The sequence below is a fragment of the Pseudomonas fluorescens genome, assembly GCF_018614775.1.
GTDB classification, from domain to species: domain Bacteria; phylum Pseudomonadota; class Gammaproteobacteria; order Pseudomonadales; family Pseudomonadaceae; genus Aquipseudomonas; species Aquipseudomonas fluorescens_BY.
In genome coordinates, this window is record NZ_JAGGOF010000016.1 from 21,009 (window position 1) to 45,768 (window position 24,760).

General features: G+C 58.4%; 18 protein-coding genes and 1 pseudogene. 8 read left to right on the top strand and 11 right to left on the bottom strand.

Annotation, left to right across the window (positions count from 1 at the left end):
* The first annotated feature begins 341 nt into the window (after positions 1-341).
* Genes J7E36_RS04525 through J7E36_RS25195 form a run of 3 tightly spaced genes read left to right on the top strand, consistent with a single transcriptional unit; the run spans position 342 to position 4,524 of the window.
* Positions 342-1,826, top strand: a complete 1,485-nt coding sequence (locus tag J7E36_RS04525; RefSeq protein WP_215000301.1) for a DUF6531 domain-containing protein — start codon at positions 342-344, stop codon at positions 1,824-1,826.
* Between the two features lie 17 nt (positions 1,827-1,843).
* Positions 1,844-3,460, top strand: coding sequence for a hypothetical protein (locus J7E36_RS25465; RefSeq protein WP_435304154.1), 1,617 nt, complete (start codon positions 1,844-1,846; stop codon positions 3,458-3,460).
* A complete protein-coding gene (locus J7E36_RS25195) occupies positions 3,457-4,524 on the top strand; it encodes an RHS repeat domain-containing protein (RefSeq protein WP_353048951.1) in 1,068 nt (355 codons plus the stop codon). Before J7E36_RS25465 ends, J7E36_RS25195 begins: the two co-directional genes overlap by 4 nt.
* A gap of 688 nt (positions 4,525-5,212) precedes the next feature.
* On the opposite strand, the gene J7E36_RS04535 is transcribed toward J7E36_RS25195, so the two are convergent.
* A complete protein-coding gene (locus tag J7E36_RS04535; RefSeq protein WP_215000303.1) occupies positions 5,213-6,055 on the bottom strand; it encodes a gamma-glutamyl-gamma-aminobutyrate hydrolase family protein in 843 nt (280 codons plus the stop codon).
* Between the two features lie 141 nt (positions 6,056-6,196).
* Between J7E36_RS04535 and J7E36_RS04540 the strand changes: the two genes are divergently transcribed.
* The gene (locus J7E36_RS04540; protein WP_215000304.1) at positions 6,197-6,898 is read left to right on the top strand and encodes a cyclase family protein; all 702 of its coding nucleotides are present in this window, start codon (positions 6,197-6,199) and stop codon (positions 6,896-6,898) included.
* Between the two features lie 121 nt (positions 6,899-7,019).
* Here the strand turns inward: J7E36_RS04540 and J7E36_RS04545 are convergent, their stop codons facing one another.
* Positions 7,020-7,382 (bottom strand): response regulator, encoded by a 363-nt coding sequence (locus J7E36_RS04545; protein WP_215000306.1) that lies wholly within the window; start codon positions 7,380-7,382, stop codon positions 7,020-7,022.
* On the bottom strand, positions 7,379-9,568 hold the full coding sequence (locus tag J7E36_RS04550) for a PAS domain-containing sensor histidine kinase (RefSeq protein WP_231286511.1): 2,190 nt from the start codon (positions 9,566-9,568) through the stop codon (positions 7,379-7,381). The genes J7E36_RS04545 and J7E36_RS04550 overlap by 4 nt, the downstream gene beginning before the upstream one ends.
* A 382-nt stretch (positions 9,569-9,950) precedes the next feature.
* Here J7E36_RS04550 and J7E36_RS04555 point away from each other — a divergent pair, with 382 nt between their 5' ends.
* The 3 genes from J7E36_RS04555 (at position 9,951) to J7E36_RS04565 (ending at position 15,106) form a co-directional block, all read left to right on the top strand.
* The gene (locus J7E36_RS04555; RefSeq protein WP_215000308.1) at positions 9,951-11,303 is read left to right on the top strand and encodes a S8 family serine peptidase; all 1,353 of its coding nucleotides are present in this window, start codon (positions 9,951-9,953) and stop codon (positions 11,301-11,303) included.
* A gap of 439 nt (positions 11,304-11,742) precedes the next feature.
* Positions 11,743-13,455, top strand: a complete 1,713-nt coding sequence (locus tag J7E36_RS04560) for an amidase (RefSeq protein ID WP_215000310.1) — start codon at positions 11,743-11,745, stop codon at positions 13,453-13,455.
* A 322-nt stretch (positions 13,456-13,777) separates the two neighbouring features.
* A complete protein-coding gene (locus J7E36_RS04565; RefSeq protein ID WP_215000312.1) occupies positions 13,778-15,106 on the top strand; it encodes an OprD family porin in 1,329 nt (442 codons plus the stop codon).
* 11 nt (positions 15,107-15,117) lie between these two features.
* Here the strand turns inward: J7E36_RS04565 and J7E36_RS04570 are convergent, their stop codons facing one another.
* The 5 genes and pseudogenes from J7E36_RS04570 to J7E36_RS04585 all read right to left on the bottom strand — a co-directional run bounded on the left by J7E36_RS04570 (position 15,118) and on the right by J7E36_RS04585 (position 20,442).
* The gene (locus J7E36_RS04570; RefSeq protein WP_215000314.1) at positions 15,118-15,654 is read right to left on the bottom strand and encodes a DUF488 domain-containing protein; all 537 of its coding nucleotides are present in this window, start codon (positions 15,652-15,654) and stop codon (positions 15,118-15,120) included.
* Positions 15,655-15,789: 135 nt separating this feature from the next.
* On the bottom strand, positions 15,790-17,844 hold the full coding sequence (locus J7E36_RS04575; protein ID WP_215000316.1) for a 2Fe-2S iron-sulfur cluster-binding protein: 2,055 nt from the start codon (positions 17,842-17,844) through the stop codon (positions 15,790-15,792).
* 197 nt (positions 17,845-18,041) lie between these two features.
* Positions 18,042-18,626 carry a methyl-accepting chemotaxis protein gene (locus J7E36_RS25470; protein WP_435304155.1) on the bottom strand — a complete coding sequence of 195 codons (585 nt, stop codon included), beginning with the start codon at positions 18,624-18,626 and terminating at the stop codon, positions 18,042-18,044.
* 3 nt (positions 18,627-18,629) lie between these two features.
* Positions 18,630-19,397, bottom strand: a pseudogene (locus J7E36_RS25475) (PAS domain-containing protein); the annotation flags it as partial.
* A 121-nt stretch (positions 19,398-19,518) separates the two neighbouring features.
* Positions 19,519-20,442, bottom strand: coding sequence for a transcriptional regulator GcvA (locus tag J7E36_RS04585; RefSeq protein ID WP_215000320.1), 924 nt, complete (start codon positions 20,440-20,442; stop codon positions 19,519-19,521).
* A 140-nt stretch (positions 20,443-20,582) separates the two neighbouring features.
* On the opposite strand from J7E36_RS04585, the gene gstA reads away from it, so the two are divergent.
* Positions 20,583-21,182, top strand: a complete 600-nt coding sequence (gene gstA, locus J7E36_RS04590; protein WP_215000322.1) for a glutathione transferase GstA — start codon at positions 20,583-20,585, stop codon at positions 21,180-21,182.
* 7 nt (positions 21,183-21,189) lie between these two features.
* Here gstA and J7E36_RS04595 read toward each other — a convergent pair whose 3' ends face one another.
* The 3 genes from J7E36_RS04595 to J7E36_RS04605 form a co-directional block, all read right to left on the bottom strand.
* Positions 21,190-21,975, bottom strand: a complete 786-nt coding sequence (locus tag J7E36_RS04595) for an EAL domain-containing protein (RefSeq protein ID WP_215000324.1) — start codon at positions 21,973-21,975, stop codon at positions 21,190-21,192.
* A gap of 131 nt (positions 21,976-22,106) precedes the next feature.
* Positions 22,107-23,429 carry an APC family permease gene (locus J7E36_RS04600; RefSeq protein ID WP_215000326.1) on the bottom strand — a complete coding sequence of 441 codons (1,323 nt, stop codon included), beginning with the start codon at positions 23,427-23,429 and terminating at the stop codon, positions 22,107-22,109.
* Positions 23,430-23,716: 287 nt separating this feature from the next.
* Positions 23,717-24,694 carry a threonine dehydratase gene (locus J7E36_RS04605; RefSeq protein ID WP_215000328.1) on the bottom strand — a complete coding sequence of 326 codons (978 nt, stop codon included), beginning with the start codon at positions 24,692-24,694 and terminating at the stop codon, positions 23,717-23,719.
* Positions 24,695-24,760 lie beyond the last annotated feature (66 nt).

The window sequence follows — 24,760 nt, forward strand, 5'->3', positions numbered from 1 at the left end:
CAAATCCGGTCGCCTCCTCGCTCACCGGCCATGCGTCTTTTCGCGCTCGGTCCGGGGCATCATCACAGCTTGCCATTCCCGCCGGCCGGCGGTAGCACACAGGCGACCCAACGTGTTCTGAAAGCGACTTGGGGTGTGAGTCAAGCATGAACACAAGGCGTTTATAGGATTGTAGGCGACTCTCGGCGCATAGTTGAAATGGAAGCTAATGGCCCGCGGGTGCTGCGAGGCTTCGCAGAACGACAACATATAATTACAAATGCAATATATATGTATCGCTTCTAATTAACTATCCACGCAAAAATAGGAAACCAACTATCTAGACTCTAGAAGGCTCTCAAATGCTGCGCAAACGGCTCTTTTCATGTTCATTATTCTTTTTATCACTAACAGCGAGCACCTGGACTTTTGCAGGGGAATACTATTGGATAATCAGCGAACTCCCGGTAAATATCCAACAGCGACAACCCTCGCCCGAATCGGCTTGTAGATGGCTTTACGAAGAGTACGGAAAAATCTGGAATTATACGCCAGCAGAACCAACAGAAGACGTCCGCTTCTGGAATTGTCACATGATATTTGGTGACGATCCTTTAGACGACTCCTATGGAGTCGTCTCGATCGCCCGCAATGGAGATACCTGCATCACTGATCAGCGATTTAATAGGACTTCTGGTCAGTGCGAAAGTCAGGGCGTTGACCACAGCTGCCCAGCTACCACTGCCGGAAATCCGATCAATTTTGCGACAGGTTATAAAATACAGTCCGAGAGCGACTACTCAGCCACCAGAAAAAAACCTAATGCAGACCATCTAGAATTCTCTAAATTTTATAGAAGCACTGATGGGTTATGGAGTCATAGTTACTCATCAAGGCTAATTTTCGAAGAGGACGCAGCCACCTTCATCAGCCATGACGGCAATCAATTTTCTTTTGAAAAAAATGGCGACTTGTACGAAGCCAAACTACCAGAAGCAGGAAGACTTATGGCGCTTTCGAACGGATGGAGCTATCACGCTCCTGACAATCGAATATTAGAATTCGACAGCGACGGGAAATTGAGAGGAATCGCTAAACACGATCACATTTTAAGAATTTCGCATTCAAACAAGGCCAGCACCGTCACCGATGGCTTCGGCAACAGCCTGGAATTCACAGAAGATACAAAAAAACAACCACTGTCCGTTATCACCAAGACAGCCAATATTCGCTACTCGTACAATGATTACATGCAACTCATCAGCATGACAAAGGTATACCCGAATCATTCGGAGAGCAGACACTATACCTATCAGGATCCTAAAGACAGCAGACTGCTTACTGGGATCACTGACGAACGCGGGGTGCTGTACGCCACATGGACTTACGACGATCGTGGCCGAGCCATTACAAGCGAACATGCAGGTGGGCTGGAAAAAATCTCAATCAGCTACAACGCTGATGGGTCATCAACAGTGACCAATGCATTGGGCAAACAGACCCGATACCACTTTGAATTGATTCAAGGCATAAGACGCATCAAGTCCATCGAAGGCATGCCCTCTACCAACTGTCCCGACACCAATGCAGTCTTTTCATACGATACCCACGGCCTGTTGAAAACGAGATTAGACAACAACGGCAATATCACCACCTACACCTACAACGACCGCCGTCTGGAATCCTCCCGCACGGAAGCGAGCGGCACATCTCAAGCAAGAACTATCACAACTGAATGGCACCCGACTTTATTTTCCCCGACACGTATTAATGAGCCGGATCGTTCGACCCAATATACCTATGACACTCAAGGGCACCTGCTCAGCAAAACTGTAACCACACGTTAATTCAGAAGGATCTGAATATGAGTATATTGAAATACAAGGCAGGCCTTTTCGTGCTCGCATTAGGCGGAACCATTATCAATCTTTCATCCAGCCAGGCTACTGAGCGTGACTGGTCGTTTTCCTACAACAACAAAGGATTGCTTGCGTCGTCAGATGGCCCCCGAACTGATGTAAGCGACATAACTCGCTACGAATACGATGCCAAAGGAAATCTAGCACGCGTTATTAACGCTCTCGATCATGTCACCGCCATTTCCGAATACGACGCCGTCGGCAATCCCAGCACCATTGTTGATCCTAACGGTGCAGTTACAAGACTGACTTATGCGCCCCAAGGATGGGTTACATCGATGAGCACGTCTGCCGGTACAACTCGTTTCGAATACAATGCTGTCGGTGACACTACAAAACTTCTTCGTGGTAATGGCAGTTGGTTGGCCTACACTTGGGACGACGCCAGGCGGCTTGTACGCATCGACAACAATCAGGGAGAACGGATGGAGTTTGAGCTGGACTCGATGGGCAACCGTACTGCAATACGACTCAAGGACATCACCGGCAACATTACGAAACAACACCAATGGGCATATGACGAACTCGGGCGCTTACTCCACTCTGTGGGGACTGGCGGCCATACCAGTCGAACGCAGTACGACTTGAACGACAACCCGATTAGGCACACCAACCCTCGCCAACATATCCACACCGCAACTTATGACTCCCTGAATCGGCTGGTAAAAAAAACTGACCCATTGTTTGGTGTCACCCAATTTGAATACGACGCCCAAGATAACCTTACGCAGATCATCGACCCGCGCAGCTCCATTACCCAATATCATTACGATGGGCTGGGCAACCTGACCTTGTTAACTAGTCCTGATAGCGGCACCAGTACCTATGAGTACGACGGCGCAGGCAACATCACGAAAAAAACAGACGCTCGGGGCACGGTCACAATTCTCGCCTATGATGCCCTCAATCGCCTGACCAACCGCCGCTATCCGGCAAACCAAGCGCTGGACGTTCAGTTCCACTACGATTCAACTGCAGCCGGCAATAACGGTGTCGGTCGACTGACCGGAGTGCAGGACATCAGCGGTTTGCTGAACTACACGTACGATGCTGATGGGAACGTGTCTGCCCAACGGCATTCTGTGCAAGTGGGAGCGGTAACTCACCAGGAGCAGCTGGGTTACGGATATGATCGCGCCAATCGGCTGAGTAGAATCGACTACCCCACGGGCGTCAGCATCCTTTACGTTCGTAACACCGCTGGGCAGGTGAGCCAGCTACAAATCCGACACGGTACTGAGACACCGACCGCCTTCGCCAGCAACATCAAGTATCAACCTTTCGGCCCGCTTAAAAGCCTGTCTTGGGCCAACGGGACTACGCTTCAACGCACCTATGATCTGGACTACCGGCTGACAGCCCAAATTGTCGCCGGCCAGAACACCACTATACCTACGATGCCATCGGAAACCTCACAAGAATGCATAACGGTTCGCTTGGCGATCTCAGCTACAGCTACGACGCACTGGATCGCCTGGCAGAAGAAGCAAATGCTACCCGACGGCAGACCTATGCCTATGACGCTGTGGGCAATCGCACCGAGAAAACACTCAGCACCGTGACCGGTGGATCCAGCTCCCTCGCGTCCTACCAATATGGCGCCGGTAGCAACCGCTTAGTTCAAATAAATAATCAATCGGTAGGCACCGATGAGTCGGGTAACCTGACCAGTGACCGCGATAACCACCAATTTTCGTACGACGAACAGAGTCGCCTCCGCAGAGTGGTTGTTGACGGAGAAATCCGAGCTCAATATCGCTACAACGGCCTGGGCCAGCGTACCCAGAAAACCACGCTACAGGGCGTAACTACATTCCTCTATGGCCTGCACGGTGAGTTACTGGGTGAAACCTTGTTTGACAACCAGGGCAATAAGCTTACTAGCCAGTTCTATTTCTGGCTCGACCGTATACCCTTGGGCGGAACCACCATAAATTACGACGCAACGGGGACTGCCGCGAGCAGCTCCCTGTTCTACCTTCATAGCGACCACCTCAACACACCGCGCATTGCAACGAATGCTTCGCAGGGCCAGGTGTGGGAGTGGAAATCGGACGCCTTTGGTGTCGGGGAGCCCAGCGGCTCATTGACGCTGAATCTGCGTTTTCCTGGCCAGTATTTTGATTTTGAAACTGGGTTTCAATATAACTACTTCAGGAATTATGATCCAAAAACCGGGCGCTACCGGGAAAGTGATCCAATTGGATTGAAAGCGGACCTGAACACTTACAGTTATGCGAGCGGAAACCCACTGAAATACATTGACCCTTTAGGTTTGGAATCAATCTTTGAGTGGTCTTCCATAGCGGAAATCGAAGCAAAAAATAGTGCGCTTCCCGGAATGCATAATGGTCCTCAAGATGCGTATAGACATTGCGTCGCTTCGTGCATGATCGCATCATCAAACCGGGGAGAAACAGTAAGCCGGCTAGCGGGATGGGCAAACGAGATGTCTAATTTTGGGCAAAACCCTAGCGAAAGAGCCATGGATGACTTTAATAACCAAGTAGGCATATGTGCAGCCAAGGGCAGCAGCTCTCCTGAGAACTGCCCTAAGAGCTGCATGACGTTACTAAACAACGGAATGCTAACAACAGAAGCAAGCTCCGAAGGTGCGTATTATTAGTACTCCAACGAAATCATTCAGAGCATCGTTAGCCGTGCTTATAATTCTAGCGCTCGTGGCTTTCACTGCTGTTACGCTTCGATATATAGCACCAATTAATATCGAGCGTGCTTGCCAAAAAGCCTCCCCTCCGCTAATAAACAATATAAATAGCTGCAGTCGTGTCGATCAGGTATTGAGTTCTCTTAAGGCCGAAGGCTTTAAGCCTGCCATCCAAGACAGTTCAGAGAAAAAAGAAGGAATACTACGAGAAAAATTTTCGCTACAAGTATTTGAAGTTACCCACTATAAAATAAATGGCAACGCCACCACCGGCACCGCGCACTTCAGCTTTATAAATGGGCGATTGTACTCCATAAGATATTTTCCTGGGGTATCGGACGGTACACTCGAGTCAAACCCACCGAAAAACTCTGGAGCAGTGACGGTAAAACATGTGACGAACTATCAGGGATTGAAATACATTTCATGGTCGAATAATCAGCTCGAAACCTATATCACATGGTGGATATCGAGATTTTCATAACTGCGAACGGAGGGTCTCTGGGGTAATCGGATATCAGGCTGCTGGTCCGCACCACCCGCAGCGTCGCCCCGACCGAAACGGAGGAGTATCTGCTACGGGTGGAAATCAAGGTAAACCCACTGCATCGGTCATCAGCGTCCTGAACATTTACCTCAGGCACGCTCAAGCGCCATGGACAGTCGCAACGGCACGCTGCTCTACCCGCCTCCGACAGGCCTCACCAAAGGCCTGGAAAACAGCCAGGTAGTCGGGATTCGACGTCACCTGCCACTCAGGGTGCCACTGCACGCCCAAGGCAAACGCCTTGCTGCCTTCCACGGAAAGCCCCTCCACCAGCCCATCTTCGGCCACGGCTTCGATGCGCAAGCCGTTGCCCACGCGGGCTATGCCCTGGCCATGCACGGAATTGACTTCAATCACGCCGGACAAGCCCAACCCAGAGAGAACCCCGCCCGGCTGCACAGTCATGGCATGGGTGCGAGCGTACTGCTCTTCGACGGGTTCGTTGCTCGGCGGCTCATGTTCGGCGCCCGGCCCATCGAGTTGTTGATGGAGGCTGCCACCGAAAGCCACGTTCATTTCCTGGAAACCGCGACAGATACCGAGCACCGGCAGCCCGGCCTCGACGGCGGCCCGCCAGAGCGGCAGCGCCAGATGGTCGCGGGCGGGATCGTGCGGCGTGTTGGGTGGGCTGGGCGGGCCGTCATAGTGATGCGGTTCGATATTGGAAGGCGAACCGGTGAACAGCACACCATCCAGGCCGTCGATGATCTCGCGCAGGTCCAACAACTCGGGGAACACCGGCAAAATCAGCGGCAGCCCTTTTGCGGCAGTGGCGACTGCCTGTGCGTACTTGTCGTTACTGATCTGCACTGCGTGCGGGCCGATTTTCCATGAACAGGCGATGATTCCGATCCTGGGCAGAGGCGCGCTGCGGGCCCCATCTAATTGGACAAAGGGCCGCCCACGGTGTTGCTTGTCGAAGCCTGTCTGATCGAAATGCATAGGTAAACCCCTGTCGATAGTTACAAATTGGAAAGCGACACCGGCCAGGGCGTTCATTCAGGATGATGGGCAGCGGATAAGCAGCGCTACACTGCTGGGACAGCAACGCCATTGCCAAGAGTGACCAGCAGGACGTCCACCATGCCCAGCATTCATTTCAACTGCATCGTCAACCTCAGTCACCTGATCAGGCCGGGCATCGCGCTGTGGCCCAATGACCCGCCGGTGGTGTTCAGGACCGAGGCTTCGCTGGACAAGGATGGCTACCACCTGCGCAGCTTCAGCATGGGCGAACACAGCGCCACCCACATGAACGCACCGAACAGCTTCGACGCCAACGCCATGGGCATCGACGGCTACACCCCGGGCTCACTGGTGCGGCCGGCGGTGGTTGTAGATCTGGCGAGCCGTCTCCAGGACAATCCCGACTACGTCATCGACCTTCAGGACATCGAGTACTGGGAGCGGGCCCACGGCCTGATCCCGGAAGGCTGCGTGGTGCTGTTCCATACGGGCTGGCAGTCGCGCTGGCAGGATCGGCAACGATTCTTCAACGAAGATGCCCATGGCCTGCATTTTCCCGGGATCGGTGCCGCGACCACCCAGTTCCTGCTGGAACAACGACAAATCGCCGGGATCGGAATCGACACCCACGGCGTGGACCCGGGCCAGGAAACCACCTTCGCCAGCAACCGGTTGGTCTTGCAACGGGGCGGCATCATCCTCGAATGCCTCAACCACCTCGATCAGTTACCGGCCACGGGCAGTACGCTGGTCATTGGCGTGCTGCGTCTGGAGGCGGGTTCTGGTTCACCGGCAAGTGTGTTGGCGTTTGTGCCTTGAGGTGACTGTCAAATTGACCGATAGCTGAAGTAATACTCTGTTCTCCCTACCTCCAGACCTCTTGGACAAGGCTGTTCTTGACGAGCCCCATGTCACAGAGGTCGCAGTCCCCCGCGACCTGTCAGCCCCGCAACACCAACCCCACCTTCTGCTGCAACTCCCCCTCCGAAAATGGTTTGTGCAACACAGGGATCCCGGCGAACTCATCGGGTATGCCGCTGGCGCCGTATCCGGTGCTGAACAGGAACGGGATGTTGCGTTCGCGAAGGATTTCGGCCACCGGAAAAACCCGCTCGCCGGCCAGGTTGACGTCGAGGATCGCCAGGTCGACCTCCACCGAGCGAGCGTGTTCAAGGGCTGCCGCGAGCCTGGCAACTGAAGCGACCACAGTGCATTCGAGGTCTTCCAGCATTTCCTCGATCAACATGGCAATCGCGCCTTCGTCTTCGACGACGAGCACTCGGGTCCCGGGGAATGGGGTCATGCCCCGGACGCTCCGATCAGGAACCAGAAGCGGCAGCAAACACCCTCGGGCGCGAAAGTGAGATTGAACTGGCCGCCAAGGTCACGTTCGATGCAACGCTTCATCAGGCGCGAACCCAGCCCTTCACGCTGCGGCGGGGACACCGGCGGGCCGCCATGCTCGCGCCAGTCCAGGGTCAGCAAGGTGCCATTCGCCTGGGGTTGCAGGTTCCAGGTGACCGACAAGGTCCCCGTCTCGACTGACATCGCGCCGTACTTGAGTGCGTTGATCGCCAGTTCGTTGAGGGTCATGGTGAGGTTGAGCGCCACTCGGGTGCCAACGTTGATGGAGGCGCCTTCGACCTTGATGCGCTGGGGCTCCAGCCCGAAGACCGGCATCAGCACTTCATTGGCCAGGGAATCGAGCGGGGTCTCGCCCCAGTGCCGCTTCGTCAGCAGGTCATGGGCCCGGGACAATGCCAGCAGCCTGGCTTCGAAACGCCGGTAGCCGTCCTTGGCATCGTCGGCATTGCGGGCGGTCTGGGCGGCCAGGGATTGCACCGTGGCGAGGGTATTCTTGACCCGATGATTGAGTTCGTCGATCAGGGTTTTCTGGCGATTTTCCGCCTGTTTGCGCTCGGTGATGTCCACCAGCATGTTGATCGCGCCCACCAGGTTGCCATTGGCGTCATGCAAAGGCGTGGGATACGGATTGAACGGCACGCGGGTGCCATCCGGCCGCTCGGCGACGGCCTCGACGCCACGAATCGTGCGGTTCTCCTTCAATGCCACCGCCATCGGGCACTGATCATGGGGCAGCGCGCTGCCGTCGGTGTTGAATAGTTTCCAGGTCACGCACCACAGGTCGCCCAGTTGCGGCGTACGGCCCGACAACTCGACGGCCGCGCGATTGAAGAAGGTGATGCGGCCTTCAGCATCGGTGGTGTACACCGCGGCGGGCAGCGCTTCGAGGACATTGCGCAAGTGGCGTTCGCTTTCGCGGACCTGGTTTTCCATGCGCCGGGCGGCCGTCACGTCCTGGAGCACCCGCACGCCATAGCGGAACTCGCCATCGGCATTGCGCACCGAAGAACTGTGCACATCGAGATAGACGACTTCGCCATCCGGCTTGAGTGCGCGCTTGCGCAGGACGTAGGTGTCCAGTTCTCCGGCCACCTGGCGCGCGTACAACGCCGCGTCCTCTTCGATGCCGTCCGGGTGGGTATAGTCCAGGAACGTCATCGCCAGGAGTTCTTCGCGAGAGCGACCGAGCATATTGCACAGGGCATCGTTTACTCGCAGCAGCCGACCATCGACACCCGCCTCGGCAATGCCGATGGTCGCGGCTTCATACGTCGCGGCCAGTCGGTCGTCGCTCTCCTGGCGCGCCGCCTCCGCCGCATGGACGCAGGTCACGTCGATGGTGAAGCAGCGGGTATTGAAGAGCTTGCCGTCTTCGAAGCGGCCATTGGAGGTGATATTCACATACTTGATCGAACCGTCCTTGGCCCTCAAGCGTGCCGGGTAGCTTTCCAGGCAATCACCGCTACCGAGTTTGTGGAGAATGTCGCCGATCACCGGCTCATCGAGATGAAACTCGGTAATGGGCCGGCCGATGTATTCATCTGCCGAGTAACCCAACAGCGCCAGTTCAGCCTTGTTGGCGCGCAGGATAATGCCCTCGCCACTGACGATGTGCAGGCCCACGGCGCTGTTTTCGAAAAAGTCTTCGAGGTCGGCGCTCTTGCGTCGCAACTCCTCGGCCATGGCGTGGTGCGCCGTGATGTCCTGGAAGCAGTTGATTGCGCCTTGGACGACGCCACGTTGATCCCTGAGGGTGCGCACGTTCATCAGCGCCACGAACCGCGAGCCATCCGGACGCTGAATAAGAATTTCCTGGTTGCGTGACGCCAACCCTGTTTTGAGCGCCGAGGCGACCGGACAGTCATCGAACGCCAGCGGCGTGCCGTCGATCCGGAACAGGTTATGGGAGCCACAGAAACGGTCGCCTTTGGCGCCGAGTACGGGCGTACGCCCCCATAACTCGGCCGCCTCGCTGTTATACCTGACGAGCCAACCGTCCTTGTCACAGAGATACACCGCACCGGGAATGGCTTCGAGTGCGTTTGCCCCGATCAACAGCAGGCTTTCGTACTCGCTCGGCGTCAGGGTTTCCCTGGACAGCTCTTCAATGTTCAACATTGTCATCCTCAATCTTTCACGGCGCCGCAATGGAGTCTAGAGTACGATTGCCCGCAGGAGTTCAGGAAGAACTCGACGCCAGGTCCCTTGAGCCTCAAAAAACCGAACAGGGCTTGAGGCGCGTCCACCATTAACGCACGCATTCGCGGCGTCGGACACTGCAAGGCGCCAGTTTCCGGCGCTTGACGGCGGAAAACCTTCTACTATTCTCAGAATCAGCCCGATTCGAGCTCCCTAAGGGCCTAAATGACGACAATGAGCGAGCAGTTGAGAGCAGCAAGTGCGCTACTGCTGTGGGACCAGAAGTCGGGCTGAAGCTGAACATACCCAGCCTTGGTTGTAGTTTTCACAACAGCACTTCTCAGGATAGCTCCATGGAGAGTGCGTGATGAACAAAACCTATAATTTGCTTGTAAAGTTCACCCCAAACAGTATTTCCAATGTAATAAATGGAAAGATATTCTTCAATGAATCAGGAAAAACATCAGAAGAGGCGAGCTTTTTATCCCATCTGGAATATCGCCATGTCATTGCGGATCTGGCAGCGACGGGCACAATAAAAAACGAAGAAAACAGTATTGATTTTTCCCAATACAAGGGACTCGTTTATATCAAAGACGCCCCCTGCATGTCATTTGAAGAGTTGCAGCGCCTCGCCACAGCGTTGAGGGATACGGACATCGTTGAATATGTCGAGATCGAGCCAGTCGAGCCTGAGCTTGATCCAGCCGGGCCTGCTCCGACGCCGTCAGGCGAACGCAGGTCGGCAGGGCCCACGAGTACAACTCCGAACTTTGTTGATCGCCAGGATTATCTCCAAGGTGATTTGGGATCAGATGTCGTTGGTATTGATGCCATGAATGCTTGGCGATTATTTGAGGCTACAGGGCAAGGAATTAGATGTGCAGATATCGAAAACGGTCATTTCGCTTACGATCATGAAGATCTGGAAGGCGCTAATTTCATAGAGCTCGTTCCGATGTCCGGTGAGAATACTAATGACCACGGCACTGCAGTTGCCGGTGTCGTCTTTGCCAGAAACAATGGGTTTGGCATGCTCGGCGTTGCCCATGAGATTGATGTATTTTATGGGATTTCCCAAGGCCCTCTTGGTCGTGTTGGCGGTATTGCTGAGGGATTGAGACATTTAAGAGCCGGAGACGTGTTTATATATGAAATGCAAACTGGCGGCCGTGAGGGCCGATTGGTACCCGCTGATTTTGATAGAGGTGTTTGGGACATAACAAAACAGGCCACAGATGCTGGAATCATTGTTATCGCCGCCGCCGGTAATGGCAATGAAGATCTGGACCATCCGTTTTATGAGGAATATAGAAACCGTGGGGACAATGGAAGCATTCTCGTCGGCGCTGGAACACGGAGAGGCCGTAATCGCTTCACTTTTTCTACCTTTGGCAGCCCGATACATTTACAGGGGTGGGGTGATGGCTCTGTAGCCACTTGCGGCGTTGGTGATCTTTTTAATGAGGGGCCTACGAAGACTTATACCTCACTTTTTGCAGCAACCTCTGCGGCCACGGCAGTTGTAGGTGCAGCCATCATTGCGGTGCAGTCATGGTTTAAAAGGACTGGCACGGTAATAACCCCAAGACACATGAGAGAGCTATTGATTCGGACGGGGACACCTCAAGGAACAGGGGGGCATATCGGTCCACTTCCCAATATCGTGAATGCCATTGCTTCACAGTCTGCGGTCGAACGGCCGACGCCGGTGATCTGAAGACGGCAGCCAGCTCGATCCCCTGGCGGTGGTGACCACGGCATCCCTACACTCCTGCGAGCCTCAAAACTTGAAGAGTGCCTGGGGTGCCTGGACCATTAATGCATGCATCAACGACGCCGAACATTCCAACGAGGCGCGGGCGAATTCAAGGTTCCGCGGGGCGGTTGCGCCCAATCGATAGATACCGGATCCCTTCATCCACACCTGCCCGCCCTGCCCCAGCGCCATCAACCCCGGCAAGTCCATCAGGTTGGCATGCTCCGCTGACGGATGGTGCTCGCTCAGCCCCCTTGTGTCATCACGGCTCAATAGACCCAATGAACGCCACGTAGTAGAGTGCGTAAAAACCGATAAATATCCATTTCTAGGAGACTGAAGTGACCCGAAGCCAAGTGGACTTGACCGGCATCGTTCCGACAGTTGGAGCGGCAACCGCATGATCGACATCACCGAAGTCTCCATCGCCCAATTGCGCGCCGCGCTCGAATCCGGTCAGACGACAGCGGTCGAGCTGGTTGAGGCGTATCTCGCCCGCATCGATGCCTACGACGGTCCGGACACGCTCACGGCCCTCAACGCCGTCGTGGTGCGCAACCCTGATGCACTCGAGGAAGCGCGGGCGTCCGATGCGCGTCGGGCCAGCGGCCAGTTGCTTGGCCCGCTCGACGGTATTCCCTATACGGCCAAGGACAGTTATCTGGTCAAGGGGCTTACCGCCGCGTCCGGGAGCCCGGCGTTCAAGGATCTGGTTGCGTATCGCGATGCGTTCACCATTGAACGCCTGCGTGCCGCCGGCGCCATCTGCCTGGGCAAGACCAATATGCCGCCCATGGCGAACGGTGGCATGCAGCGTGGGGTGTATGGCCGGGCCGAGAGCCCGTACAACGCCGACTACCTGACCGCGCCTTTTGCTTCGGGCTCCTCGAACGGCGCCGGGACCGCAACGGCGGCCAGCTTCGCGGCCTTCGGCCTCGCCGAGGAAACCTGGTCGAGCGGACGCGGCCCGGCGTCGAACAACGGTTTGTGTGCCTACACGCCTTCGCGGGGCGTGATCTCGGTGCGGGGCAACTGGCCGCTGACACCGACCATGGACGTGGTCGTACCCTACGCCCGGACCATGGCCGACCTGCTCGAAGTGCTGGACGTGGTGGTGGCGAACGACCCCGACACCCGCGGCGACCTGTGGCGCCTGCAACCCTGGGTGCCGATTCCGAGTGTCGACGCGGTTCGTCCCGCCTCGTATCCGAGCCTTGCCAGCACCCCGGGTGCGCTCGCCGGGAAGCGGTTCGGCGTGCCGCGCATGTACATCAACGCCGACCCTGAAGCGGGCACGGCAGAAGCGCCGGGCATCGGTGGCCCGACAGGACAGCGTATCCACACCCGCGCCTCGGTGATCGACCTCTGGGAAGCCGCGCGCAAAGCGCTCGAAGCCAATGGCGCCGAGGTGGTCGAAGTGGATTTCCCGTTGGTGTCCAACTGCGAGGGCGATCGCCCTGGCGCGCCCACCGTATTTACCCGGGGCCTGGTATCCAAGGCGTTCCTGCACCACGAACTGTGGGACTTGTCGGCCTGGGCATTCGATGACTTCCTGCGGGCCAACGGCGATCCGAAACTCAATCGCCTGGTCGACGTCGACGGGCCGAAGATTTTCCCTCACGATCCCGGCACCCTGCCCAACCGGGAGGATGATCTCGCCGCCGGCATGGAGGAGTACGTGAAAATGGCCGAGCGCGGCATTACGCCTTGGGACCAGATCCCGACCCTGCCCGACGGACTGCGTGGCCTCGAAGAAACCCGCCGGATCGACCTCGAAGAGTGGATGGAGCGGCTGGGCCTGGACGCGGTGATCTTCCCCACCGTCGCCGACGTTGGGCCCGCGGATGCGGATATCAATCCGGCATCTGCCGATATCGCCTGGAGCAATGGGGTCTGGGTCGCCAACGGCAACCTCGCCATTCGCCACCTGGGCGTGCCTACCGTCACCGTGCCGATGGGCGTCATGGCGGACATTGGCATGCCGGTCGGACTGACGTTTGCCGGCCGGGCCTATGACGATTCGAAGCTGTTGCAGTGGGCGTCGGCGTTTGAATCGATTGAGTCCAAGCGCTTGATTCCCCCGCGCACTCCGCCGTTGTCGACGGGTAACTGACCATTTGGGAGCGAGCCTGCTCGCGATGACGGCGGCACATTCAACAGAGACGCAAGCAGACCCACCGCCATCGCGAGCAGGCTCGCTCCCACAATGGACTTCGGGTGTTCCCGGCACCTGCGAACGACGGAAAACCCTGTGGGAGCGAGCCTGCTCGCGATGACCCTGGCACATTTAATAGAGATGCAAGCAGACCCACCCCAGTCCTAATTAACAACGTTTAACTCGCCCACCCACCTCCCGCCACCAAGAATGAACCCCCCGGTCCAGAGCTGTTTCCCCTGCGCGAAGCGGCAGACCGATTTCACGCGGGACGTCACCCATGTCGCTTGCATCAAAAAACCTCACCGTGCTCCAACCGCTCTGGCTTCTGGCCTTGCTGACCGGCAGCGCCGCAGCAGAACCAGGCCAGGACCAGGCTGGCTTTCTCGACGGGGCACAGCTTGACGTGCTCAGCCGCAATTTCTACCTCAACAGCGACTATCGCTCGCCAAACCCATCGGGCAAAAGCTACAAGCAGGAATGGGCCCAGGGGTTCATTGCCTCTTTCGAGTCCGGCTTCACGCCCGGCACGATCGGCGTAGGCCTCGACGCCCACGGCTTCCTCGGCTTGAAGCTGGACGGCGGCAAAGGCCACTCGGGGACGGGATTATTGCCGCTGGATGATGACGGCCGCAGTGAAGACCAGTATTCCAGCGCGGGCGGCGCCTTGAAATTCAACACGTCACGGACCACCCTGGCCGTCGGTGAAATGACCGTGGAAACCCCGGTGTTCGACACCGCCGACAAACGCCTGCAACCGGAATACGCCAGCGGCGTGCTGCTGCGCAGTCGTGAACTTGAAGGCGTCGACTTGCGGGCGGGCCATTTCAGCGCGTTCAAGAATCAGGACGCCTCCACCGCCAAGGGTGATTTTTCCGGTTACGGCGCCACCACCCGCCACGGCACGATCGACTTCATAGGGGCCGACCTGCTCAGCGGACAGCCCCTCGGCGGCGCGCTCTACGCCTCCGAACTGAGTGACACCTGGCGCCAGTACTACGCCAATCTGCACATCCCCCTTGGCAAGCTGTTTCTCGATGGCAACCTGTATCACACCACTGATTATGGCAGGGCCGCCGCCGGTGATATCGATACCACGGCCTATAGCCTTTCCGGCAAGTATCGACTCAACGCCCAGGCCTTCACCCTGGCCTACCAGAAAATCAACGGCGACACGCCATTCGATTTCGTCGGCGGCGACTCGATCTACTTGGCCAACTCGATCAAATATGCCGATTTCAATGGCCCGGGCGAGCGCTCCTGGCAAGCGCGCTATGACCTCGACCTGGGCACACTGGGCATTCCCGGCCTGAGTTTCATGGCGCGCTACGTGACAGGACGCGGCATAGACGGCAGTCACGCCCCACAAGGCGGTGCCTATAATCCGTTCGATCCGGACGCTGGAACCTACCGGCCACAACAAGGCGACGGCGGGCGCCATTGGGAACGCGACCTGGATGTGCACTACGTCGTACAGACAGGCCCGGCCAAGGATCTGTCGTTGCAACTGTCCCACGTCACCCACCGTGCCAACAGCGCTCAGGCTGGGGATGACATCGACAGGTTGTACATCGTCGTCCAGTACCCGCTCAAGCTGGGACCGTTCTGACCCGGGCAGCCTCAGGTTCCGGCCGGGTAAGTCAATTGAGTCCCGCTCACCTTCGCGGCGGGATTCATGACGGCCTTGTTCGACTTTTCCCTGTCCATGATATGGATGACTTCAATGCCACGCAGCAGCAGGTAATCCGTGACGATCCGCCGATGACAGCGCCACCAGACAGCTTCCGCGCACATGATCGCGCAGCATTGGCTTTTGCTCAGTTCCATGAGGCGGATCAGGCCTGTTTCGAACGCGTCCGAGAGCGCGTAATCGGCATAATTGTGAAAGCTTCGATTGTCCCAGAACCCATTGACGTCCTCAGGGACGGTCCTGGACTTCTTGCGCAAACCACCCAACTGTTCGATCTGCTCGTGCCGGATACCCACCTGAGCCAACTGTCCTGGAAAGGTATCCAGGTTGTATTGCGGGTTGGTGCGTGAGCGTGGAACGGTCCTTACGTCGACCACAGTCTCGACGCCAAAGCCTTTCACAATGTCGACGAATTCGTCGAAGGTCCGGGTGGAGTGTCCGATCGTATAAACACGTGAGCTTTCCATAAATGAAGATCCAATGCGGGACTGGGTGTTCGCATTAGGTCACCCGCTGCGCTATTGGTTCTTGAAAGGTCTACGCCCCTTTGGCGAGAGGGCTTGCTCCCGCTGGGCTGCCCAGCAGCCCTTTTGCATCACTCATCAAATCTCCAGCACCAGCGTTTCACTGCCCTCGGCCGGCACCGCGCAACAGATCAGTACCTCACCCTCGCCGACCGGCTCGGCGGGCTGTGTCAGGTAGTGCACCTGCCCCCGACTCAAACGGGTTTTACAGGTGCCACAGGAACCGCCGCGGCAGCTGAATTCAGGATTCAGGCCGCGAGCCTCGGCCAGTTCGAGCAGGGTTCCACTGCCAGGCTCCCAGCGTGCTTCCTTGGCCGACTCGGCGAACAATATCTTCACCGGTTCGGTCGCCGCCGGCACTTGCTGCGCCGCAGGGACGCTGACCTCGACGTCCCGCACCGGCGTCGACGGCCCGAAGGTTTCCGCATGGATGCGGTCGTCGGGGATGCGCAGGCCGCGCAGGCCGTCATACAGCGCCTGGGTAAAGCTGCCCGGGCCGCACAGGTAATAGTCATAGTCATTCAACGGCAGCAAGTGTTTGAGCAGCTCGACATCGATCCGGCCCGGCAGGTCGTAATCTTCGTCGCTATCGACGCCAACGGACGGCTGGCTGACCATGCGCAAGACTTGCACCTTGTCACCGCCATGGGCCACCAGCTCATCGATTTCCTCGCGAAATGCCAAGTCGGCCACTGTACGCGCGCTTTGCACCAGCCAGACAGGGCGCATGCGGTTTATGCGTTTGCCTTGGTAAACCACCTCGCGCAACATCGACAGCAGGGGCGTAATCCCCACCCCTGCTGCGAGGAGGACCAAGGGCCGGCGCTCGGTCGCCTCCACGGTGAAATGCCCCTGGGGCGCGCGTGCTTCAATCTCGTGGGCGATCCGGATTTGCTCGTGCAGGTGCGAAGACACCAAACCACTGCGCTTGACGCTGATGCGCAGGAAATCATCCGATGGCGCGCTGGACACGCTGTAGGTCCGGATCGACGGCGTCGCCTGCCCTTCGAGCAGCACTCGCACCGGCAGGTGCTGTCCTGCTTCGAACCGGGGCAAGCCGGCGCCATCCGTTGCGTGCAGATAAAACGAACGGATGTCAGGGCTCTCATCCACCACCCTGGTGACCTGCAACGGCCGCCAGCGAGTGCGCAACGCCTCGGCCTGCAAGCGCTCGGCGGTTTGTTCCCAACTGCCCGTCATCAGGGAATTGGGCGAATCACCCTCGTCCTGTTCCTTCCAGCGCAGCGGGATCGCCGCCTGGCGGTAAACAATGCGCTGCGGCGAAAAACGCAACAAGCGCTCAGCGCCCTGGAACGCGGCAATCTCGGGATCGTCCAGCACCACTTGCGCCGTACCGCTCATCTGCAACAGATCGCCGCTCTGGAAATCAACGAATACCAGCCCGGCACGAGGATTGAGCAGGACATTGCCCAGGGTGTTGAAGAACAGGTTGCCGGAAAAATCCGGAATGGTCAGCGTACCGTCTTCATCCATGCGCACAAAGCCCGGCTTGCCGCCGCGGTGGGACGCGTCCACCTGCCGCTCGCCGTCACGCTCCACGTAGCTGGCGATGTAAAACGAATCGGCCGCCGTCACCAGGCGCCGTACCAACGGGTCGGCCACCACCAACTGACGAGGTGCGAAGGTTTGCTCCTCGACAACGTCGTACTGACGCAGATTGATGTAGCGAGGGCAGTTGCCATAGGCCTGGCGAACCGAAATTTCCAGTCCCTGTCCGAGCCGGCGACGCACGATGCCGTTCATGCGATTACGTCGACGGGTGTGCAACTCGATGCCGAGCATGCCGATGGCGTCGCCCTCGCCCATGCCTTCCTGGGCCGGGTCGCCGGGCTGCGGCTCGACGTTGATGTGCAAGGTCTGCGGATCGGGCGAATTCATGAAGCCCGGTTGCCCGGTGCGCAGGGTCGCCCACACATCACCTTGGCGGTCCACGGCCCCCAGTACCACGAACGGCAGTTGGGCGTAGAACGCCCGATGCTGGTCCGGCATCCACGTGCGCGCCAGTTGCCGCTGGCCGACACCGGCCATCATCTCGACCGCGCCGACGGAGCGCTGCAAGGTCAGTTCCCCTTCATGCCAGGGCGAGGATTGCGCTTTCGAGGCTTCGTCCATCGGTCACTCCTCGCGCCGGCAGCCATGAAGTCCGTCGGTACGCTACGGTCAGGGATTGTCCGTCACACCGGCGTGCGGCGGTGTGCCTGTAAGTGGAGTGAGTTTCTTCCCAAAACGACCGCGCAGGAATACCTGCGGATTGCAATCCACCGTTTCATAAAATGGAACAGTGGTTGCAATCGAGGATTCGATCTAATTCAACCCACCCAACCAATGGCTGTCTTGGGAATGACCTCGGACTCGTCGAGCTTGGAGGCGAACATGCTCACCGCCTCGAGCGCATCGGTTGTCCCGGCGCGGATCTGCACGATGACCGAGCCGGCCTGGTCTGCCAGGGTGACGCCGCGCAGGGCGCCTTCGTGGGTCATGGCCATGCTGGTGACGGCGTCCCGGGTTTCGGAGAGGATCTTGCCGATCATCTCGGCAATCTCCGAGGTCGAACGGCTGGTACGTCCGGCCAGTTGCCGGACTTCGTCGGCCACCACCGCGAAGCCCCTGCCCTGATCGCCGGCTCGCGCGGCCTCGATGGCAGCGTTAAGGGCCAGCAGATTGGTCTGGTCGGCAATGCCGCGAATGGTGTTGACGATCGCGGTGATTTCCTCCGAACGCGCCCCGAGTTGTCCTACCAGACGCGCGGACGCACCAATGTTGTCGGCAATCTCGCGCATCTCCTTGGCCGTCTGATGAATGACCTGAGCGCCCTGTTCGGCCACTCGTTCGGTCTCGGCAGAGATGTGATAGGCACGCGAGGCGCCACGGGAATCCTCCTCGAACTTCTCCACCCGCTCGGTGATGTCGCTGGCAAACTTGACGATTTTGCTCAGTTTGCCTTCAGCGTCGTAGACCGGGTTGTAGCTCGCCTCCACCCAGACCACCTTGCCGTGCTTGCCGACACGCTTGAACTGACCGCTGAAAAATTCACCGGCGTTGAGACGACGCCAGAAATCACTGTATTCGGAACTGTTGACCAGATCCGGCTCGCAGAAAAGGCGGTGATGTTTGCCCTTCAGCTCTGCCAGGGAGTAGTTCATGACGTGGAGGAAGTTATCGTTGGCGGTCAGGATGTTCCCGCCCAGATCGAACTCGATCACCGCCATGGCACGGTCAAGCGCCGATAACCTGCCGCGGGTTTCTGCCTCGCCTGCCACCTTGGCCGTGACATCGAGCGCGTACTTGACCACTTTGACGATGCGACCCTGCTCGTCCACGACAGGGTTGTAGCTGGCTTCCAGCCAAATGTGCCGGCCTTGCCCGCTGCGGCGCTGAAACGTGCCGGAAACAAATTGTCCAGCACGCAGTTTGTTCCAGAATTCCCGGTACTCGGCACTGCCGGCCAGCGCGGGGGTACAGAAGTCACGATGGGACAGGCCGGACAATTGATCCGCCCGATAGCCCATGGTGCTGAGGAAGTTCTCGTTCGCGCGAAGGATCTTGCCATCAGGGCTGAACTCGACAACGGCCATCGACCGCTCAAGCGCGCCGACTAATCCCTTGTAGGTTGCCAGCTCGGCCGTCCTGGCCGTCAGTTCATTTTTCAGCGCTGTATTAAACATGGCAGACCCTCGGCAAACCCGGAAATAAATCGGACTTCAAATGGCTATCGGCGGGTAAATCGGGGGCTTGATACACCAGGATGGAATTATGTTTTGACGCCAGAAAACCAATGACAACCCACTATCGGAAGTCATTGATCGTCGGTCTATTGGAGCTTTTCACCTGTTCCAGCAACCAGCCTCTGAACGCCTGCACTTTTTGTTCGTCGGCTGTTGCATGGGGGCTTACGAGATAAAAGCCGAGATCAGACTTCAACTTCAGATCAAACGGAGCCACCAGTCTTCCAGTCTTTAGGTCGTCATCGACATAGGTTGTCCGTCCGATGCAAACACCCAGGCCATCGACTGCAGCCTGGACAGCCATCATCGCCAGGTCGAACGTCAGGCGGGTGCCTTCGGCAAGCTTCGTTGGTTGGCCGGCTGCAGCCAGCCAGGTATTCCAGTCGCCATGGGTCATCCCACTGACCTGCAACAAGGTGTGGCTGGCCAAGTCAGCAGGGCTTTTCAAGGCATCGGGACCTTCCAGGAGCCTGGGGCTGCACACCGGAAAAATCTCATCGGCCATCAGCCAGTCAGCCCGCAGCCCCTTCCAGTCACCGGAACCGTAACGGATGGCTGCATCGATACCCGTCTTGCGAAAATCCACCAGCTCGGTGGACGCCGTGACGCGCACATCGATCTTGGGAAACGCCTGCTGAAACGACGCCAGCCGGGGCAACAGCCATTTGGAGGCGACAGAAACCAGCGTGCTGATCGTCAGTACGCTGTGGCTGCACGTTTCCAGCAACGTTTCGGTGCAATAACGCAGCTCCTGGAACGCCGAGCACACGCCGGGAAAATAGGCCTGGCCCTCACGGGTCAGGGCCAAGCCGTCCTTGAGTCGCAGGAACAGGCGCACGCCCAGCTCCTCTTCGAGCCGACGGATCTGGTGGCTGATTGCAGTCTGCGTCACGTTCAGCTCGTCGGCCGCCTTGGTAAAGCTCATGTGCCTGGCGGCCGACTCGAAGGCTTTAAGACCATTGAGAGATGGGATTCGGCTGATCATAAGACTTTGCGCCGCTCATGAGATTTTGTCATAAGCTAGCATCGCAAATGTCCTTTGAGAATGTTGCGACAGCCAGGGATCCTAGGGACGCGTACGCAGATATCCGATCTGCCAAGCCTCCAACGTCCCGAAGGAAATCCATGAAACTGTACTTTGCCCCCATGGCCTGCTCACTGTCCCCGCACATCGTGTTGCGGGAGCTGGGCCTGCCCTTTGAGCTGATTCGGGTCGACAACAAGACCAAGCGCACCGCCGACGGGCTGGACTTCCTGAGCATCAACCCCAAGGGTTATGTGGCCGCCCTGGTGCTGGATGACGGCAACGTGCTGACCGAGGGCCCAGCCATCGTCCAGTACCTGGCCGATCAGGTCCCGGGCAACCCCCTTGCACCGGCCAACGGAACCTGGGAACGGGTGCGCTTGCAGGAGTGGCTGAACTTCATTTCGACCGAGATCCACAGCGGTTGCGCGCCGCTGTTCAACGCCGATATCGCTGAATCAACCCAGGCCATTTTCCGGGACAAACTGTTCCGACGTTTCGATTACCTGAGCCAGGCACTCAAGCAGCAGGACTACCTGATGGGCCGCTTCGGCCTGGCCGACAGTTATCTGTTCACCGTCCTCAGATGGTTGCCACGGTTCGATATCGAGATCAGGGACTGGCCGGTGCTGGCCGCGTTCATGGAGCGGATCGAAGCGCGCCCCTGCGTCCGGGCCGCCCTGGACGCGGAAGCGGCATAGGCGTTCCTTACGTCAGGTCGAAATGGCAGGTGGGCAGGCGCCCTACTTCAGGCCGCGCGTACAAATAGCCCTGCATCAACTCGATGCCCAGGCCCGATAGCGCAGCGCTTTCTTCAGGGGTCTCGATGCCCTCGGCCACGACGGTAACGCCCAGGCGCTTCGCCACCAGAATGATGCCCTCGACGATGGCCTGCTTCACCGGGTCCTGATCGATACCGCGGGTGAGCGCCATATCAATCTTCAGCACATGCGGTTGAAACAGGGCCAGCAGGTTGAGACCCGAATAGCCGGAACCAAAATCGTCAATCGCGGTGGTGAAGCCCTGGCGCTCGTACTCGGTGAAAATGGACTTGAGGTGGTCGGGGTCGTCGACTTTCTCGCCCTCGGTGACTTCGAACATCAACCGGTCCGGAGGGAAATGATTCAGCCGCGCAGCCTCCAACGTGGCCCGTATGCAGGTCTCGGGCCGGTAGACGGCATTGGGCAGAAAGTTGATGCTCAGCAGGCACCCTGGAATATCCAGAATGCCCAGCCTCGTCGCCTCCTCGATGGCCTTCACCCGGCACGCCTGGTCGAACCGGTAGCGGTTGCCGTCATTCACCAATCCCAGGATGTAGCCTGCCGACTCGCCGTTGATGCCTCTGACCAGGGCTTCATAGGCAAACGCCGCGCCTGTGCGGACATTGAAGATCGGCTGGAAGGCCATGGTGAAATCGAACCCGAGCGCTTCACGGTCGCGGCATTCGGCGCAACCGAGGGATTTGAAGGATGGATGGGGGGAGTGTTCGGTCATGATCAATATTCCGTCGCGGTAACGGTACGTCTCTGCGGGTGCATAGAACTCTAGCCAATGCTCCATGAATCGGCAACGACCGGCCTTTCTGAAGAATTATCGCCCACCGGCAGCGCTTTTTGATCAACCGCCTAGCCCGGCTTTACGGCCAAGGGCGTCGCCATTCGGGTGCAGAGATAAAGCAGCACGCCCACAAAGACCAGGGCTGCGCCGCGCAACCAGGTCTCCAGACTCTGCTGACTGAGCAATATCAGGCACGAGACAATCGCCATGACGGGCACCCAGGTGGGCACCCGGAAATGGTCTTTCGCCACCGAGTCGCGTCGCAGCACCAGCACCGCCAGGTTGGTGCTCAGGAAGACGAAAAGCAGGAGCAGGACGACGGTTTCGGCCAGCGTCGCCAGAGTGCCTGTCAGCGTCAACGCGATGGATACCAGGGTCGTAGCGATGATGGCGACCCAGGGTGTCCGCCGTTGGGGCAGGACCTTCGCCAGCGGCTCCGGTAGCAAGCCCTGACAGGCCATGCCGTAGGCGAGCCGGCTGGCCATGATCATGGTCAGAAGCGCGCCATTGGCCACGGCAACGAGGGCGATGAAGGCGAATACCCGCGGTGAAATGCTCAACCCCGAGACACGGACGACCTCCAGCAAAGGCGCGGACGTCGCGACCAGTTGGTCCATCGACAGCACCGAGGAGGCGGCGACGCCCACGGCCATATACACCACGCCAGCAGTAATCAATGCGCCAAACAAGGCGCGCGGATAGACCCTGCGCACGTCGCGTATTTCCTCGGCGAGATTGGCGGACGTCTCAAAGCCGACAAACGAATAGAACGCCAGCAAGGCCGCGCCTAACACGGCCAGCCAGGGGCTGACGCCAGGCTTGAATTGCAGGGCGCTTTGCAGATGAGCGTCGCCCGAGCGGAAAAACCAGACAGCCGCAACGATGACCAGCAACAGGCCGCAGAGCTCGATGACGGTCATGACCAGGTTCGCTCCCAGGGATTCCTTGATTCCCCGGGCGTTCAACAAGGCGATGAGCAGCAAGAAGATCAGCGCAGCGATGTGCGGCGAGACCTGAATGAACGCGGCGAGGTAGTCGCCGGCAAACGCCAGGGAAAGCCCGGCAGCGCTGGTGACCGCCGCAGCCAACATGCAAAAACCCACCAGGAAGGAAATGAGCGGTGACTTGAACGCCTTCTCGGCAAACACCGACGCCGCACCGGCCTGCGGGTATTTCGTGACCAGCTCCGCATACGAGCCGGCGGTGAGCATTGCAAAGCACAACGCGACCAGCAACGGCACCCAGATTGCACCCCCCACCTGCCCGGCGATGGTTCCCGCCAGCGCATAGACACCGGCGCCCAGCACATCGCCGAGGATGAAAAGAAACAGCATCGGCCCGGTCACGGCGCGGCGTAATGGGGTTCGGGATTTCTGCGGGGTTGGATTCATGTTCGGGCTCTGATCTCGTTTGCTGGGCCCTCGCTCGCACCAGGCTGCTTCAGGGTTCCTAAGCAATGGAAATATCGACCCGATGAAAGTTCAGAAATGTTCTGGTTCTGGGGGCCTCTGTGGAGGTCAGGCTTGCCCCGAGCCAATGCACAACTGCCGAAAAAATGTGGGAGCGAGCCTGCTCGCGAAGTCGGTGGCATCGCCAACATCATCGTCACTGACCCACCGCTTTCGCGAGCAGGCTCGCTCCCACAGGTTCTTTCACTGAAGATTCGCACTTGTCAGCTTTACACCCTGAGAGAACCTTGATCGCCGAGCACTTTCGCATACACCGGCCGGTCGACATTCCCACCGGACAGAATCACCCCCACCCGCTTCCCCACCATCGCTTCACGCTCCTGCATCAACGCTGCCAGAGCGGCCGCCCCGGCCCCTTCAGCAAGATTATGGGTGTCGGTGTAGTAGACGCGCATGGCCTCGGCAATTGCCTGGTCGTCCACCGCTACCATCCGCGCCGCCGCGCCCCCGTAGATCGCAAAGGCCTCGGGAATCGGTTTGCGCACGGCAAGCCCATCGGCAAAAGTATTCGCCGAAGGGGTTTCGCACAGGGTCCCCGCCTCGAACGACAACTTCGCCGCCGCAGCCTCGGTGGACACCACGCCGACCACTTCCGTGTGCAAACCCAAGGCGTCGCGGGCGGCAATCACGGCGCAGATCCCCGATCCGCAGCCGATCGGCACGTAGACGGTGTCCAGGTCCGGCACCGCCTTGAACAGCTCCAGCCCATAGGTTGCCACGCCCTTGACCAACTCGCGGTGGAACGGCGGCACCAGGAACAACCCATGCCGTTGTGCCAGCCGCGCCGCCTCTTCACGGGCCTCATCGAAATCCCGACCATACTCGACCACCTCGCCCCCGAAGCCGCGCATGGCCTGGTTCTTTTCAACCGAATTACCCTGCGGTACGACGATCAACGCTTTCAGGCCCAGCGCGCTTGCCGCCAGCGCCAGGCTCTGGCCGTGGTTGCCGCGGGTCGCCGTGACCACACCTTGCACCTGTGGGTGCTCGCGCTTGAGCCAGTGCATGAACGTCAGGCCGCCACGCACTTTGAAGGCGCCGGTAGGCGTGTGGTTTTCGTGTTTGACCCACACCGTGCAATCCAACCGTTCGGCCAGCAACGGCCAGGCGTACTGGGCGGTGGCAGGCATGACTTGGTATACGTGGCGGGCAGCCTGTTCGATATCGTCGAGCGTCAGTTTGTGCATGAAATGGCCTCCAGGTTTTGCCCAGTCTAGCCACGGGCGCCACCGGCCGGCTTTCAGAAAACTGAC